Annotated in this window: 7 protein-coding genes; 2 read left to right on the plus strand and 5 right to left on the minus strand. The window is 39.3% G+C overall.

Annotated features, from left to right (window positions below):
* Window positions 1–68 precede the first annotated feature (68 nt).
* The 5 genes from SFB89_RS05005 to fliW form a co-directional block, all read right to left on the minus strand.
* Window positions 69–518 (minus strand): type IV pilus modification PilV family protein, encoded by a 450-nt coding sequence (locus tag SFB89_RS05005; protein ID WP_331775851.1) that lies wholly within the window; start codon window positions 516–518, stop codon window positions 69–71.
* Window positions 518–1,450: a type IV pilin protein gene (locus tag SFB89_RS05010; RefSeq protein WP_331775852.1), complete on the minus strand. Its 933-nt coding sequence runs from the start codon at window positions 1,448–1,450 to the stop codon at window positions 518–520. Before SFB89_RS05010 ends, SFB89_RS05005 begins: the two co-directional genes overlap by 1 nt.
* A complete protein-coding gene (locus SFB89_RS05015; protein ID WP_331775853.1) occupies window positions 1,450–2,115 on the minus strand; it encodes a type IV pilus modification PilV family protein in 666 nt (221 codons plus the stop codon). Before SFB89_RS05015 ends, SFB89_RS05010 begins: the two co-directional genes overlap by 1 nt.
* On the minus strand, window positions 2,112–14,219 hold the full coding sequence (locus tag SFB89_RS05020; protein ID WP_331775854.1) for a LamG-like jellyroll fold domain-containing protein: 12,108 nt from the start codon (window positions 14,217–14,219) through the stop codon (window positions 2,112–2,114). Before SFB89_RS05020 ends, SFB89_RS05015 begins: the two co-directional genes overlap by 4 nt.
* Window positions 14,220–14,370: 151 nt before the next feature.
* Window positions 14,371–14,748: a flagellar assembly protein FliW gene (gene fliW / locus SFB89_RS05025; RefSeq protein WP_331775855.1), complete on the minus strand. Its 378-nt coding sequence runs from the start codon at window positions 14,746–14,748 to the stop codon at window positions 14,371–14,373.
* A 146-nt stretch (window positions 14,749–14,894) separates the two neighbouring features.
* Between fliW and SFB89_RS05030 the strand changes: the two genes are divergently transcribed.
* Both SFB89_RS05030 and lon read left to right on the plus strand, forming a co-directional pair.
* A complete protein-coding gene (locus SFB89_RS05030; RefSeq protein WP_331775856.1) occupies window positions 14,895–15,539 on the plus strand; it encodes an outer membrane protein assembly factor BamD in 645 nt (214 codons plus the stop codon).
* 86 nt (window positions 15,540–15,625) lie between these two features.
* Window positions 15,626–18,046, plus strand: coding sequence for an endopeptidase La (gene lon, locus SFB89_RS05035; protein ID WP_331775857.1), 2,421 nt, complete (start codon window positions 15,626–15,628; stop codon window positions 18,044–18,046).
* Window positions 18,047–18,053: the final 7 nt, after the last annotated feature.

Raw genomic sequence — 18,053 nt, forward strand, 5'->3', positions numbered from 1 at the left:
TGTGAAAACGAAGACATTGGGGCTAAGTTTTCTGTGAAAACGAAGACATTGGGGCTAAATTTTTGTATTTATGGTTTTTGTATCGTACGTCTGTGGATTCGGATTGGCTCTAGTGACACTGTTGGATTGGTCGTGACAATGGTATCGATGATAACCGTGCGATTGGAATCGGCTGTGACGATATCCGTCCCTAGTTGTGTACATTTTGGCGATGCTGGGAGGTTGTCGCCAATATATTGAATTGTGATATTGACATCATGAGTGTAATTTGTACCAGATGTGGGGTATTTGATATCGATATGATTCAAACAGCCATTAGTTGCATTGACTTCATGTCCACTAATCGCTAGTAATGCGTATTCGGTAGCACTTTTTGCCAACAATTCCGCTTCTATTTTAAGATACTGATCGGTAGTCTGTTTGGCTGATTGTGTTGACATAGAAAGCGCCAAAATCGATAGCGTTGCTACGACAAATAAAAAGATAATTGCGGTGATAAGAGAAAAACCTTTACGCATTAGTACACCACCTTTTCTTTGCAAAATGCAAAGTCATAATTTCCACTTTGGTTGCCATCACGAATACAGAGTTTGAGTCGGATGGTATCTCCGATTTTTGTAAATTTAAAGGTACTGACATGTTCGCATAAGATCGCTTTTGATGTATTGGTATCATCATACTTTTCATCTTCCCACGGTTGATAATTGTAGTGCAGGGTGAGATTAAAATCATCAGAATTACTACCTTCAGGAACAACAGAATAAGCACTCCACGCCAAATAATAGTGCTCAAAAATCTCATCTAGCGCAGAAGTGTTTTGATCAAAGTTCAAAACATCATTGGCACCTGAGGTATAAGAGACTTTATAGGTATATTCTCCTTTGGTTCCATTCCATCCATATTGGGAGACATCAAAATTTGATTGACCATTAAAGATGAGTGCAGGTCTGTTAGCGGCAACACTATTATCGAGTCTCACTTTTCCATTAGAGAGTGCTCCGATGATTTGATCGGTAGTATTGAGATCACTTCCGATTGTCTTGAGCTTGCCATGAGCACCTAGCGCTTTGTTTGTTGTAGCATTATTAAGATCAATAAAACCACTCCATCCTGGATTATTCACACCTCGAAAACTCTCATTATCATACCCAATCCACTCTAAAATCTGATAGGAATCATTAGCATCGGTTAATGATACATAATGAGGAGCTGGAGTTCCCGCTGAATCGGTATCTCTAGCGATGATGCTGTCTTTTATACGAAATTGTAAGCGTTGTGCTATCTCATTCAAAACCAAATCACTTTGTGCTTGTAAGCGATTGATGGCTCTGGTTTTGATGTAATTATCATAAAGTTTTACGATGATTTCTGCTCCGATACTGGCGACGATTCCCAAAACGACGATGACCATGACCAGTTCAATCATTGTAAAAGCAGGTTTTTTGCGCATCAATAGGCCTTTCTTAATAGAGTGCTTTCACCAATATTACAAGAATATGTCCGAAGTGTAAATGGGGTTTCATTGTTTCCTGTGACACTTAAGGTAAGCAGTTTGATATTGGTTGATGTTCCACTAGCGGTCGTCCCAAATACAAAGTTGATATCATTGGCGTTATAATTGGCTGTATCACTCACATAGACTACGCTGGTTGTTAGATTAAAATCTTTAAAATGATAGTCAAGATTTGTATTTTGTGCGGGTAATTGTAGTTGACTTGGTGTGGCACTGTTAAAGTCATCAATATCATCAAGATCTCCACTATCAGGACCTAGATTTGCGGGGGAAGTCGAGGCATTGAGGTCGGTGAAAAATTTCCTTCTTTTATCTCCTTTGACATGACCGATTCTACGAATACCATCACTAGAGACATTGAGATCACTGTCACCATCGGTGGTTAAGACACGCACGGTATCATTTTGGATGGAATTTTCATCCCATCGATAGGTCAAAGTATCTCCTAGTTTTGTCCGAGCTGCCAAGATGACTTCTTGCTGCATGGTATAGGCATTGTTGTTTTGCGTTTGTGTGAGCAACATAGGCAAGGTCATCACAGCAATTCCCATCACAACAATGGCGACGATGAGTTCCAGCATAGAAGCTGCAGAGCGCATCACCAGTTCAACCTTCTGTTAGATCGTGTAGAGACATTGGTATCAATGACATGCCCGAGTTTCCCTTGTCCTGCCCACTCTTTGCCATCTTCTTGAAATTCAAGTATAAAATCTTTTGGATCATACGTAATCCAATCGGTTGCATTGATTTCAACTTTGTCGATATACGGTAGATTATTTGGATCGGCAACAACATCCAGAGTATCGGTACCATTGGTCGGATTTCCAAGGAGTGTGGCATTGGTATCATCTGAGCCACTTGCATAATTAGTGCCAAATCGTACGTTTTCTACAGTAGAATATCGACTAACATTGCCATCGATGACATTGGCATGTTTGGTATTGATGTACCAATTGATTGAGTCGATACTCTCTCCACCATTGATTGACATCAAGTTTCTATCCGCTGGTGTGCAATCTTTACAATAAACTTCATAATAGACAATGGCTTTGCCACTATTGCCTGCAAATCGATAATCTGGAGCGTGAACACGACCATAATAAAAGTGGATATCATTGGTTGCATTGATGTCTGTTCCTGCTCCTGCTGTTACATCAGCTAATGCAATACCTAAGTAACTTGTGATAGAGCCTTTGAGCGTTTGTGCATCAATAAGAGCCGGTTGGATCGGTGTAGTTGCATTTCTCTCTACGGCCATTCGAAGCGTAATCGCTGAAGTTCCTGAGGTAAAGTTATTGTCATAAGCAACTGTATCAGCGTGATTGTTCGTAGCACTGATATTGTTATCAGTGGTCATATCGGATGTATTTTGATCATTGGCAATACTGATGCGAAGGGCTGAGAGATCTTTGCTTTGGGCATTGTACGTGAGTGCTACATCGACATCATTGGCAAAACACATACTAGAGAAGAATGTTGTGGTGTTGTTATCAACATTTTTTGCTTCTACCGTGGTATCGATAGTGGCATACATTGGATCGATAATTGGTTGGTTTACCATATAGGTAAAACCATCGTTGTAATCATTAACCGTTGTATTGGTAAATTCAAAATGATCCGGTTGAAATACGATTGATGTCGAATTACCATCCACACTACAACTAATCAATCCAGCACTACTATCGTTTTGACCGATAGAGCTGGCATTACAATCTCCAACAATCGAGTCTCTGTAGGTCCAATTGCTATCTTTAACAACAAGTTTGATAACCCCGACATTGGAATACTTAGCATTGCTTGCTGTGGCGAATCCATCGGTGAAATTGGCTGTACTGATATTGAACTCATTGGAATCAATACATGCGTTATTGGTTGAAAATGCAGAATCTAAGCCGATGTCGATATTGCCTGCTGCCTTAGATAGCGAGGCATTGTAGGAGAGTGAATCATTGGACCCATTATAATCAGGTGCGTGTATGTCAAGTCCCAAGTTTGAGGCTCCTGAATTGACGATGTAATAGGCTCCTGAATGCGTTGCTCCTGTGAGATTTATATCAAAAGAGGCCGGTCGGGTCGTAAAGACATCACCAGCATATGGTGCTGAAGAGTTGAAATCATCAGGATATAGTTTGGATTCGGTGTGGTTGCCATCATTGGTTCCGATAGAAATATTCAAATCAAATCCTAACTCTCTTGAAGCGCGATCATAAGTCGTGCCACTAGTGAGCCAATGGATATTATTGATATCTGTCAATGGAATACCGACATTTGCATCAACGACTGTTGGGTAAATATCTTTTGATGTTCCATTGTAAATATCTTTGATGCGAAGAGAATTGATGAAAATTGATGTATTGGCATCCACATCCAGTGCGCTGATACCTCCGAGTGAAATATTGAGGTCAAAAGGGGCATTGACCACTTTTGCTCCGACGGTACTTCTACCGATATCTTTTGCCACGACAACAATATTGTCCCAGTTAAAATAGACCGGACTTGATTCTACCGGTAGGGATACTTGAGTGACGGTACCACCGGAGAGATTATAATCTTTCAATGTTGGATTGGTAAAGGTAATGGACATACTATTGGAAAATGTTTTTCCGAAAGTAGCCAGAGAATTAATCGTAGCATTAAATTCTATCCATGCTACATGATCTTGAGCAAATGATGAGAAAGAGTAAACCAGAGTATTTGAACCAACATCATATGTGGTATCACTGTAACTGTGATTAATCAAGTTTGGATCAAGAACATAAGTGGCGTTTGTATCATTACTGTCTGCTCTATCTTTAAGTACCACGGCACATTGGTCTCTTGTTGATTCACTGCTGTTATACGTTGGATCTTCACAAGGTGAGCCTACTTGAAATGGCGTCAGATTTGTGACAACGCTACTGTTGTTTTCATAGGTGAGTTCTCTCGGAAGTGCATCTGTGATATAAACATCATCTGCAGAATCATCACCTGTATTGAGGATAGTGAGACGGTATTTGACGATATCACCCCGTCTTAATTGTGGTGATGGATCAGAACATTTATTCCATCCAGCAGCTGGATTAAGAGGTTCTTTGAGCTTGAAACACTCTTTATAAGAGTCAATGAAATCTGGGGCAAAAATTTGTGTTTGCATAGAGAGCATTTGTACAAAAGCTTGCTCACTAGGATAGGCAATACCACTTAATACATCAGATTCATTGACCGCAATCGTCGCTTTGGTGTGATTTTGTGAATGTGAGAGATAACAAGGTCTTCCATCAGTATTGGTGCAACTGCCGTTTCCATCATAATTGCTACTCAAGTTGTATTGATCCATATCATTACCCAGATTATAAGTTAAACCAGGATTTTTCGTTATGAGATTATTGTTGACATCTTGGAACGTAATGGTATCGTTAAAGAGGTTGTCTGTATTGTTTGTATCCTCAATAACCGCATTGGCAGTACCATTTTTATCATCAATGGTCATACCCTCTAAAGAGATCTGTTTATCACCACCTTGGACAAAATCATAAAGAGAGGATTCTATGTCTCCAGAAATTGGGGTGATAAATCCACTAATATCAATTGGTAATTTTGCTTGACCACCTGGACCTGGTGGGACTAAATCAACAAAACCACTAAATACGGACAAGTTCTTAAATTTGACTTCTCTGTGATATCTGTGGTTGACAGAATAGGCCACTACCATAGTCCAACCTCCAAAATATCCAAACGTCGTACCACCTTTCCATGATGTTTGTGTGACGTTGTTTTCTGTTGTGGTGGATGGAGCAAAATCTATGGTATCTCTTCCTTGTGTGACTTGCATATCTGCGACGGTATAATTACCATTTATATTGCCATTTAAATTTTTAATAATATCTGTGATATCTGCTTTGGCACCATAGAAGATTCTGTAATTACCAATATTATCCGTGTTATTTGCATCTTCGTCGCCTTTTTTAAACTGATAATAATCCGCTCGATTGGAAGGATCGGCGGTACCGTTCAAATCAGTTTTTGCAACGGTTATATTATGAACGGAACCATCTGGGGTGATGAGTTTGACGCTATTAAAAGGAATATCATCTCCTGTTTCATTTTTATCATCTCCATGAAGATGACCGCCCCAGAAAAGACCCGCATATTCGATCGTGATATTGTCTTCAGGATTGGAAGTATTGGTATCTACGATGTGTAGAAGTGCGGAGGAGGCATTGGTGTATCCTCCCACAGAATGTGCGTAGGTTGAGTTTACTTCATCAAGATTTTGTGAACCGTCATAGTTTTGAGGTACTAATATTGTATTACCAATGGTTGCGATATTACCATATTTATTGACGCTAACATCGTTGTTGAAATATTTCAAAGACGGTCTTAATATATCCACACTTGTTGCTGAAGTATTGGTGTCAATCGTCGTATTGACATCATTATTGTTCATATTTGTATCTACCGTACTGCTACTGACCGATGCATCATTGGTAAGTCCTGATGCTTGATTTGGTGAAATCATGGTGACATAGAGTTCGACATTGTTTCCCATGCTGAGATGATTCATACTACATGAAAAGGTATTGCTTACAGGGGTAGTACAGCTAACAGTTGCGTTGGATTCATTGGTGTTGGTTGTGATACCAACGTAGGATAAGCGACTATCAAAATGATCCGTAATCGTGATATTTTGTGCATCGGCATAGGTGCTAATATTATCAACTCTCACCGTATAAACAAAAGCGGAACCTGGATTTGGTTTGATTGGGGAGGCCGTTTTTGTTATTTTTAGATCGGTACCGATGATATAGTTTTGTGCTGTGTCGCTATTGTTTGCACTATTTTCATCGGGTTGATTTGTGGCCGTAGCTGTGGCGGTATTGGTAATATTGACTTTGTCAACATTGGCTGTTTGTGCATTGAGGGTAAATGTTTCAGATTCATTTTTACGTAGAATCAAAGTATCTGGGAAGGTACAGTTGAAACTATTGGTTCCTGTACAGTTGAGGTTTATTGAGTGTGATTCACTGGTATAGCTTACATTAGGCGGTAAGGTATCTGTTAGCGTAAATCCTTTTGTCACCGGTTCATTCGATAAATTGGTTACCGTGATTGTATAGGCAAGATTTGATTCTGCTCCAACATTTCCGGAAGGATTTGATGTTTTTATGACACTAAGATCGACACCACAAATTGTTTCTGGTCTATCTGTTCCATCATAATTTTTCAGCGCTTTTTCGTAATTGTAAATGTTCTTAACCGCTCTTGCATCCAGAGCAATGTTATAAATTTCCACTTCGTCAATGTAACCTTGAAAGTGTTCTATTGTTTTATTATTATTTAATTTTGTTCCTCCATTAACATATCCTATCCCTGTATCGTCGCTATGAGCGTTTAATCTCGTTCCATCGCCACTTCCAAATGAGATACCATTGAGATAAGCATGAAAAGCACCAGACTTGAGAGTATCACTATCCTCAGCATCAAGGGTTAACACGACATGATTCCATTTATTGATTTGTATCGGGGTATAAAGATATGTTCCAGAACTCCAGCCTCCCTCTTGATTCCAACCCCCAACATACAAGTTTGAGCCTCTTAAATATATTGCCAAACCTCTAGCACTGCCACCTTCTTCGTAGATAATTTTATTTCTATTATTAGCTGTTGTCGTATTGGAATCAAACCAGAGAGAAATTGATCTTTTATTGTGGGCTGCTGTATTTATCAATGTATTATCGGGTATGTCTATGTAATCATTACTTCCATCAAAACTACCACTTCTCCACGCGGTTGAAAAGTTGTTGTCATCATAGGCTAAGATATGGTTGATGGTTTGTGCACCATTTTTAGCTTTACCATTGACACCATTGATACTATCAACAACTTCTCCATTACTACCATCCCAAGAACACTCTTCAAAACGATAATCGACATCGGGCTTAATAGGATAGACTTTGACATCAACCGAGGCAGTATGACTCACTAGATTCTCTTGAGGCGTTGGCGTTGTGACTTCTACTGTGCTGGTTAAAGGATCAATCAAAGTATTGGTATTTGGCATCGTTGCAACTACAGTGATGTTTTTATTTTGGTTGTAATCAAGTGTCGAATAGTTACAAGTAACGGATTGATTGGAATCGGTGAGATTACAATCACTAGCCCCTGAAGTGATATAGAGTGCATTGATAGTTTTTGAAAATGTTTGTTTTAATACGACATTATGAGCGGTTGAGATATTGATATCGCTCACGTTTATATTGTAGGTGACATTTCTGTCTTCTAGCACATCAGTTGGGGTCGCGTTGATGCTGACGTTAAGATCAGCTCCGATGACTCTTACATCTGGGGCAGTCGCATTGATAGGATTTTCTATCGAATTTGAGTTGATATCGACGGCATTGGTATAAGTGCCAATTTTATTTGCGGGTGCTTTGACATTAAGTCTTAGGATACTCTCTCCACTATATGCTTGTATCAAAGGTTGTGTGCAAGCTACTGTATTGCCCGTGGCGGTACAACTCCAATCACTATCACTTCCATTATTGTCAATATAAGTTAAATCTGCAGGTAAGATATCAGTCGTATTAACATCGATTGCAGGATTTCTACCGGTATTGTTGATATCTAAAACATAAGTATAAATTTCACCCAATGCTACTTGTGTTTTGGGAGCATCAAAGGTGGCATTTAGCGTGGCACCTTCGAGTTTGATTTTAACATCATCGTTATTATTACTATTATCCACTTCGGCTGTACTGGAGTTGATATCCGCAACATTGGTGACATTTCCTATACTACCAGATGTTTTAGCAGAAACCAATATGTCCGTTGCTGTTGTATTTGGCGCAAGCGTGCTTCTTGTACATGTTAACGTATCTGAGGCAAATGAACAGTTCCAATCACCCGGATTGGTAATATTAAAATCACTAAAACCATTTGGCATCACATCGGTGAGCGTGATATCTTTTGCTAGTCCTTTATCTATATTTTCAACAGATAATTTAAAATCTACAGTTTTCCCAACACCCACTGTGATATTATTATCATGATACAATCCATCGCTCAGAGGATCAGGGTCATGTGCATATTTGGTGATTTTTAAATCAGCTCCTCTTATCGTAGTCGTGATGACTTTACTTTGTCCGGTTGTATTATTTGCATCATCACTTCCTACAACAACAGCAGTATTGGTGATGTTGCCATTGTAGTTTGGCGCTATTGATGAGATGGTTATAGGATTTGCCGTAGAACTCTTGGCTAAGGTTGGAAGGTGGCATATAATCTTTGAATTATTTGCATCAAATGCATCACAATTCCATCCGGTTCCACTTGCATTAACATCACTCCATCCCGGAGTTGCAGACATGTTGTTGAAGCTAAAGGTGACATTGATGTCTTTTGCATCGGATAAGCCTTGGTTTTTGATACTGATAAAGTACTGATGGGCTCCATAAGCTCCGACTGGGTTGGGACTTTGTGTCGGATCATTAGCAAAGACGATATCCCCACCTTGTATCGTTGTCTCCCAACTTGCTTTATTTGGAGTAGAAGTTTCGACAGTACTGGTAAATGCTTCTACATCATTTCTAGCCGTTCCGGTATAGTGAGGGAGCGTCGAGTTAAATGTAAATGTTGTTGATTCATGACCTGAGAGATTTTGATCATATATAAATTTTTTGCTTCCATTGACATCCGTTCCTAAACTCCAATGTGAGTTGGAGATATTTCCATCATAAGTGGCGCCGTTTGGAAAAGTATCAAGGACATATATATCAGAAGCAGGCACTGAACTGCTATTTGTAACTGTCACGCTATAGGTGACGACATCACTCATCCCAGCGATCGCAGGACCGCTTTTAGTGATAGAGATATCAGTACCTTGCGTTGTTGTCGTTATAGTATCTGTATTATCTGGCAATAATCTTGTGAGTTCTGGAGTTGAGTTAGTAACATTGGCTTCATTACTCAGAACTTCTCCCGTGCTATTTGGAGTGGTGACATTGACGGTGATATCTGGTGCTGAATTTGATGGTGCAACCGTGTTTCCATAAGAACATGTAAGGATATGACTTGCTTCAGTACAATTCCAATTGGTTCCACTTGCACTTATAAAATTGACATTTGCAGGTAAGGTGTCTTTTACCACGATAGTATCAGCTGTCGTACTTGGAATATCATGTGCCGCAGTTCCGGTTCTTGGATAATTTCTCGTGGCAAGTGTATAACTGAAGGATTGATTTGCTCCAACTGGATCAGCTGATACGGTTTTGACGATGGACATATTGGCACCGCGAACGAGTGTATTGGTATGAAGATATCCATCTCCAGTGGTTGGTGCATTATTGCCTAGATTTTGATCGCTAAGGGAAGTTTCTGCTTTGTATCTATTGACTATGAAGTTTTCGTTTTCATCATTGATGTCAAAACTTGCAGCATTAAAAGCATTGGAGTTTACGGTGGCTACCAAAACCCATCCGTTTGCAACAGTTAAAGGAGTATTTAGTCCATCATTCATAGTACAAAATAGTGTTGCTCCCGCTGTCGTAGGGTTATTACAAGTAAATCTAGCATCTGGTGTGACTGAAATATTTGTTATGTTATCTGGTAAAATATCAGTTACATTAACATCTGTAATGCCTGGCGGTGTTGTACCAGATATTGGGGCATTTCTGACATAAATATCATATTTTAAAGTACCATCGATAGCGACATAGTTTTCAGTTGTACCATAATAACTTCCATTGATAGTTTTTGCTGCTTGCAAGTCAATATTTATAACTTCCGTAGTCGCAGTATCAGTATTGTTATCATAGCGAGATTCAGATGTGTCTGTCGCTGTTGTAGCGGTGTTATATACCCAGTCATGAGCTGGTCCTGCTGTGACATTAAAACTGACGATGTTTTGATTGTATCCTACAGGAATTGTAAGATTGGAATCATTGGTGTGACATGTGATATTTGAACCGTTGATTGAACAGGTCCAATCAGAACTTAAAGTGCTTAGAGAACCATTGACATAAGTGACATTTGAGGGGATTGTGTCATTGATCTCTGCTCCATAGGCTGGAGAATGTCCTATATTTTGTAAATTAATCGTGTATCCATAAGTTGAATGACCGGCGACTCTTGCTGGGGCCGTTTTGGTGATAGCAAGATCTGCACCTTCTACATCAAGATTGACAGATGCGGTATTATTCGCCGTATTTTTTTCCAGTGTTTCTGAACCGGTGGTTGCAGTATTGAGATAGGTTCCATTTGTATTGGGCGCATTGGTTGTGATGGTAAAAGATTTACTGGCATTTTGAGCAAGATCTCCTAGAGTACAGTGTACGGTTTGTCCTGAAACATTTGACCCGTCATTGGTACAGCCGTTTGTTGATATATTTGTAAAGCCATTTAGAAGTGTATCATCAACATAAGCATTGGTGGCGGTCGCAAGTCCAGTGTTTGTAACCTTTATAGTATAGGTGACACTTTCATTGAGTTGTGCTGTTGTAGGGAGTACAGATTTTGTTATACCAAGATCCGCTCCTCTAATAGTCGTTCCAGCAATTGCATGATTGCTAGTGGCGATTTCTTTCTCTGCCGTTGTAGTAGATACATTGGCCTCATTGCTTCTTACCTGATCAATGGCATTGATATCATTTGGAGCCGTTGCCTCGATGGTTATATCTGTTGTTGACGCATTTAATGCAAGAGATGGCGCGTAGGAACAGCTAAACCCCGTATCTGTCACATTGCTACACGTCCATCCTGCCCCAGCACTTAAGGTGGATGTTTTAAGTTTAAAACCATCCGTCCCTGATTGTGTAACATAATCATCTAAAGTAATATTATTAGCAACTGCTTCCCATTGGTTTTCTACATGAATGGTATATGTTACCGTTCCTTTGAGAGCGACATTAGTTTTATCGACATCTTTAAATACAACAATATTTGCCCCATGTACTTCTACACCCCAATTTTGTGTATCATTGCTTGTATTGCTTTGGCTTGTTGAGGTCACTGCTTGGCTTTTATTTAAGATATCACTGTTACCCGGGAAATTACTATCGTAGTTTGGTGCGGTTGCACTGATGGTGATTATTTTAGAAGCATTTTTAGCGATATCTCCCAGCTGACAGGTGTAGGGTGCCCCCGTAGTGTAATTTGTCCCACCGTTACAATCTATGAGTATATTTGTAAAATCTCCATCTGTAGTATTTGCCGTATTGAAAAAGTTGGTGATATTGACATCTTTTGCTGTGGCACTTCCGTCATTTCTGACTTCAACGCTAAAGACGACATTTTCATTGGCAACTGCAGTGGTGGTTGTCGGTGGTATCACAACGATATCGGCACCTTGTATTTCGGTGCTTGCACTATCGCTTACTGTAGGTTGTGGCGTTGTTGTCGTTGTTACCGATGCGGTGTTGGTTCTGGTTCCCAATGTCGCATTATAGGGGACATTGACCTTGAAATGTATCGTAGAGCTTGCACCTTCGGCTAAAAGTGTTGGTCTTGTACAGTTCAGTGCTGAAGTTCCAACTCCAGAACAGGACCAACCATCTGAATTTATAACAGAGTTGATGGTGTATCCTGCCCCTAAACTCGTGGCTAGATTATCGCTTAAAGTGAGGCTTTGTGCATCTGAATGTGAGGTATTTGTCACTGTGATATTATAATCGATCAACCCGCCTGCTTCTACGATAGGGGTTGCTACTTTATCGATGGTGAGGACAACACCAGTAACATTGACGTTTGCGGTGTCGGTACCATCATTTGAATTGAGTGAATGACTTATCTTGGCGGTATTTTGTACCGTCCCCGTAGTGGCCGATGGAGCCTGGGCTTCAAAAGTGATACTGCTACTACTGCTTCCTGGAATAGTTGCTTTAGTACAATGAAAGGTACCGGTAATAGGAGTAGCTGGACAATTCCATCCATCATTAGATAAGATATTGATGATGCTGACCCCTGATGGGAGTTGATCTTCTATATCTGCATCAGATGCAGGAGCGGTATTGACATTGGATACATTTATGGTATAAGAAAAGGTTTTGCCAAGACCTACATCGGTGACATTGGCACTTTTGGTGATATTGAGATTAGGTCCTTTGATGTGAGTGGTTACAGTATCAGATGTATTGGTAGTATTTTGCTGGTCTGTATCGGTTGTGACACTCGCTGTGTTAGTAACATCATCGAGACTAGTGGTTGGCATCTTGACCTTAACGGTAAAACTCCAAGTCTCTCCTGGTGCCATACTTGTTTTAGTACATGTAAGCGTTTGTCCACTTCTAGAACATCCTGCTGAATCACTGATAAAACTCATATCAGGATCTAACGTATCGGTGACGACAACATTGTCTGCAGCTACTTCACCGGCATTGGTAGTTTTTATTGTATAGGTGTATTCTGTGCCAATATCGGTACTGCCATTATCAGGTTTTTTTACAATATTTAAATCCGCTCCCAATACTTGTGTTGTTAGAGTAGTTGAATTGTTTGTCGTACTGAGTTCTCCCGTGGTCGTTGATGCCGTGGCATTATTGGTGATGGATTGGTGTGTGGTTGGCATCGTAACGTGTAAATCTAAATCATAAGCTTCATGATACGCAAGTGTTGTATCTTTTAAAGTACAATTTATCGTCGAAGAGCCACTACACGTCCAATTTGTGTTGTCATAGCTTGATAAAGTGACACCTGCTGGTAATGTGTCGCTTAGTGTGACATCATAAGCAGGACTCGCTCCATTATTAATGACATGCAATCTATAAATCACATTGCTGCCCACACCGGCATTACTGGCATCGATTCCGTTTATAAGTGAAGAAGTAAGAACGATGTCGGCGGCTTGGACGACGACTGCTGCACTAGGTTCTAGTGGCATCGTATTATAATCACTTGAATCGGTATTTAATCTAGCGGTATTGGCAATAGGTTGTTCATTTGAACTAGCGGGAGCTTTGACATTGATAACTAAGGATTTGCTATCTCCTACTGCTAAATCCAATCCGCTACAACTGATAGTACCTGAAGATTCTGAACAGGACCAGCCACTTGGCGTAGAATTAAAAGAAACAAAACTTATATTTGCTGGCAATGTATCACTCAGCGTGACATCTCTAGCCGCAACAGTGGTTGTGCCTTTATCTGGATTGGTGACGTTGATTGTATAAGTAAAGGCTTCATTGAGTTGTAAAGGTGTTTTAGAGGCGGTTTTTGTGGCATGTAGATTTGATTTTCCGACGCTAAATGTTAGACTTGTTGTGTCGTTACTAGAATTTGGGTCCGGAATGGTATTTGCTACTGCTGTGACGCTTGGCGTGATAGTCCCAACAGAAGAGGGTGCTGTAATTTGCAAATCGAGTGTATTAGAAGAAGATGCGTTGTGTATGGCATAGGCATACGTACACGTGACAGTTGTAGAATCACTAGTACAACTCCAACCTGTGCCACTGCTGGTGTTATAACTTGCTCCTGTTGGCAGTGTGTATTCTATCTTTTCATTTGTCTCATAGATGTCGGTTTCATTACTAGGATTTTGATTGGACAGAGTGATATGATTATGAAACACTTTTCCCGCTTCAATCGTAGTCGTAGGAGCTGTCAATGAGACACTCAAATCAATGGTATAATCAGTCGCATTTAATTTGGATGTTGAGATAAATAATATAAATAAAAATATTAAAAAAGTATATGGAGAAAAACGCCTATTTATTGCTCTTGTAAGATAAAAATTCATAAATTCACTCCCTTGCCCACTCAGGGGTAGGGTGGTCGATTGAAAAAGAGATGTTAAACATAACTTTTGGCAACCCAACCACCCACCTAATCATTAATATGACAATGCTGCTTACTTATTTTACAATGATAAAAATAAAAATAAACTTAATCTAAATATAGCTAGAAATGCTTTCTATAATACCAAAATCCTGATGTTTGCTCGCATCAAGTAGGACTTGTGCCATAATCTTTCGATCATGATTAAAAATCAAAGGGGCAATAAAATTGACCGTGGAATCCTCAATAGGCGAGGTCGTTATCATGATATTAAAAATAGAGATATTAGTGTTTTCATCTAGCTCCAATAATTTTTTAAAGTATGCCGGTACTTCAAAATCATAACTTCTTAACATAAAAGGGTTGATGAGTGTAAACTCTGTCGTATTGTCAGGGCTTTTTAATTTCATAAAAAAGTCATCAATTTTTTCTAAATTGACAGTTTTTAGTCCCTCAAAGCCTAAAATTGGTGATATGATGTCAAATGTCATAAACTTCCTTATCTCTTCTTGGATATCGTGATTATAGCAAAACTGAATAAATAAATCGGTTAAAATAAAAAAAAATCAACTTTAATTTTCTGATAACTAAAAAAAAGATACAATACAAACCTATTTATAGAATAAGGAAGATATATATGAAGATGTATAAAATTTTACTATTGGTGACGTTGATTGTGTTCGTGACAGGGTGCTCTACAAAAGAAAAAGTTGCTATTTATAACAAGCCTGCACTCTATTGGTACAATTCCATCATCAAAGAAGTAAAAAATCAAGATTTGGAAAAAGCAGATGATTACTTTACATCGTTGTCAAGTGAGCATGTTGAATCCCCTTTGTTACCGACAAGTATGTTGATGCTAGCCCATGCGCACATGCAAGAAGAAGAGTACATCCTCGCGAACTTCTATCTTGATGAGTACATCAAGAGATTTGGTAATGCTAAAAACACAGAATATGCCAGATTTTTGAAAATGAAAGCTAATTTTGACTCTTTTTTGCAACCGGGTAGAAATCAACAATTGTTGCTCGATACCATTCAAAGTACCAAAGCATTTGTCAAGCGCTATCCAAATTCAAAGTTTCGACCAATGGTAGATACGATGTTGGTAAAATTGGAATTGGCAAATTTTCAATTGACAGAGGAAACGGCCAGTTTATATGGACGTCTTGACAAACCCAAAGCAAAAAAAATCTACGACGAAAAAATCCAAAAGTCACCTTTAAAGGATGCAAAGATGATTAAGCCGCACGTTTCTTGGTTTCGATCACTCTTTGAATAACTATTGACTTCGTGGAACATCTTGCGTGATGAGGGTGTTCCCATTAGGTCACAACACACTACAATACAATAATATTAGGAGATAGAATGCATTTAGATGATTATCTACAATTTCCTTCAACCTTACCGATTTTAGTTGAAGACAACTTATTTTTATATCCGTTTATGATTTCTCCGATTTTTTTATCTGATGAAGATAATATTGAGGCAGTAAATCTCTCATTAAAAAATAATACCCCAATCATAGTCTGCCCTGCCTTACCCGAAGAAGAGGGTGGCAGAGATTTTGGCAGTATTTACAAAGCCGGGGTCATTGGCTCTATCATGAGAAAAGTAGAATTACCAGATGGTCGCGTTAAAGTGCTCTTCCAAGGCATGCAAAAAGGAAAAATTGTCGAGGAAATAGGAACAAAACCGTTGCAAGGGGTGGTGGATTTGATAAAAACACACGAATCCAACTCACAAACCAGCGAAGCGGGATTGGTGATTTTGAAAGAAAAAGTCCATGCTTTAGCCAAAGTGAGTAACTATTTTCCCCCGGATTTTTTGAAAACAATCAATGACAACAATGAAGTACATCGTGTTTGTGATTTGATTGCGAGTAGTATGCGCCTCAAAAAATCTCAAGCTTACGAACTTTTTATCATCGAAGATGATGAAACCAAACTGCTCAAATTGATGGAATTTTTGGCTGAAGAAATCGAAGCGAGTAAATTGCAAAAAGAGATCAAGACCAAAACACATTCTCAAATTGACAAGATTAACAAAGAGTACTTTTTAAAAGAACAACTCAAGCAGATTCAAAAAGAGTTAGGTACAGACAATCAGCGAGACGAAGAGATTGCGGAGTATCGAAGAAAGCTGGAAATCAAGAAAAAATATATGGAAGAGGATGCTTATAAAGAGATTTCCAAACAGATTGACAAACTCTCACGCATGCACCCAGACTCCAGTGATGCGAGTATGATACAAAGCTATTTAGATTGGGTTATTGAGATACCATTTGAAAAATTGGCTTCCAAAAAATTGGATATTTTAGATGTCAGAGCACAACTTGACAAGGATCATTATTCACTGAAAAAACCAAAAGATAGAATTGAGGAGTATTTCGCCGTTCGGGAGCTCTTGGATCGACGTGGCATCAAAGACAAAAAAGCAAAAGGGGCAATACTCTGTTTTGCAGGACCTCCAGGTGTTGGTAAAACATCATTGGCAAACTCTATTGCGAGGGCATTAAAGCGTGAACTTGTCAGGATTGCATTAGGTGGGTTGGAAGATGTCAATGAATTAAGAGGTCATAGACGTACCTATATTGGTGCGATGCCAGGACGCGTTGTCCAAGGGATTATTGAAGCAAAAGAGATGAATCCAGTCGTCGTATTAGATGAAATCGACAAAGTGGCACGAAGTTATCGTGGAGACCCGACAGCGGTGTTGTTGGAGATACTAGATCCTGAGCAAAACAATAAATTTAGAGATTATTATCTGAATTTCAATATTGATTTGAGCAAGGTGATTTTCATCGCTACGGCTAATGATGTCTCTTCTATTCCTACGCCGTTACGAGATCGTATGGAATTTATCTTTTTGAATTCTTACACGCCACAAGAAAAATATCAAATAGCCAAAAAATATTTACTTCCTCAAGAGCTCAAAAAACATGGCCTCAAAAATAGTGAAGTTTTTATCTCAAAGTCTACGTTGGAAAAGATTATAGAAAACTACACCCGAGAATCTGGTGTGCGAAACTTGAGAAGAAGATTGGCTGAGATATTGAGAAAATGTGCCAAACAACTTTTGATTGACCCTGAAATAAAGAAAATCAGTATTACCAATAAAAATATCGAAGAGTATCTTGAAAAAACGATATTTGAAATTGAGGAAAAAGAGAAAGTAGATCTCATCGGTCAAGTCAATGGCCTCGCATGGACGAGTGTGGGGGGTGATGTTTTGCGTATCGAAGCCATCAAGATTCAAGGAAAAGGTACTTTGCAACTCACGGGTTCATTGGGTGATGTCATGAAAGAATCCGCACGGATTGCTCAGAGTGTGGTAAAAGTGCTGATAGATAATAACAAACTCGCGATTCCACTCTCCATCATACCAAAACCTCCAGTGGACAAAGAGGGTAAGAGCGCGAAAATTACACCAAGTGATGTGTATCGACGCTTTGATTTGCATATTCATGTGCCAGAAGGAGCCACGCCAAAAGATGGTCCAAGTGCCGGTATTACCATGGCGACGGCGATTGCATCAATACTCTCAGAGAAAAAAGTACGCAGTGATGTCGCGATGACGGGTGAATTGACATTGAGTGGAAAAGTATTGCCGATTGGTGGGCTCAAAGAAAAGCTTATAGCTGCGTATAAAGCAAAGATAAAAACAGTTTTGATTCCAAAGAAAAACTATGATAGGGATTTGGAAGATATACCAGAAGAGGTAAAATCAAAGATGGAATTTATCGCGGTCTCTAGGATTGAAGAAGTATTAAAACAAGCGCTTATCTAAAGTGCTT

This window comes from Sulfurospirillum sp. 1612 (assembly GCF_036556685.1).
Classification (GTDB): domain Bacteria; phylum Campylobacterota; class Campylobacteria; order Campylobacterales; family Sulfurospirillaceae; genus JAADIZ01.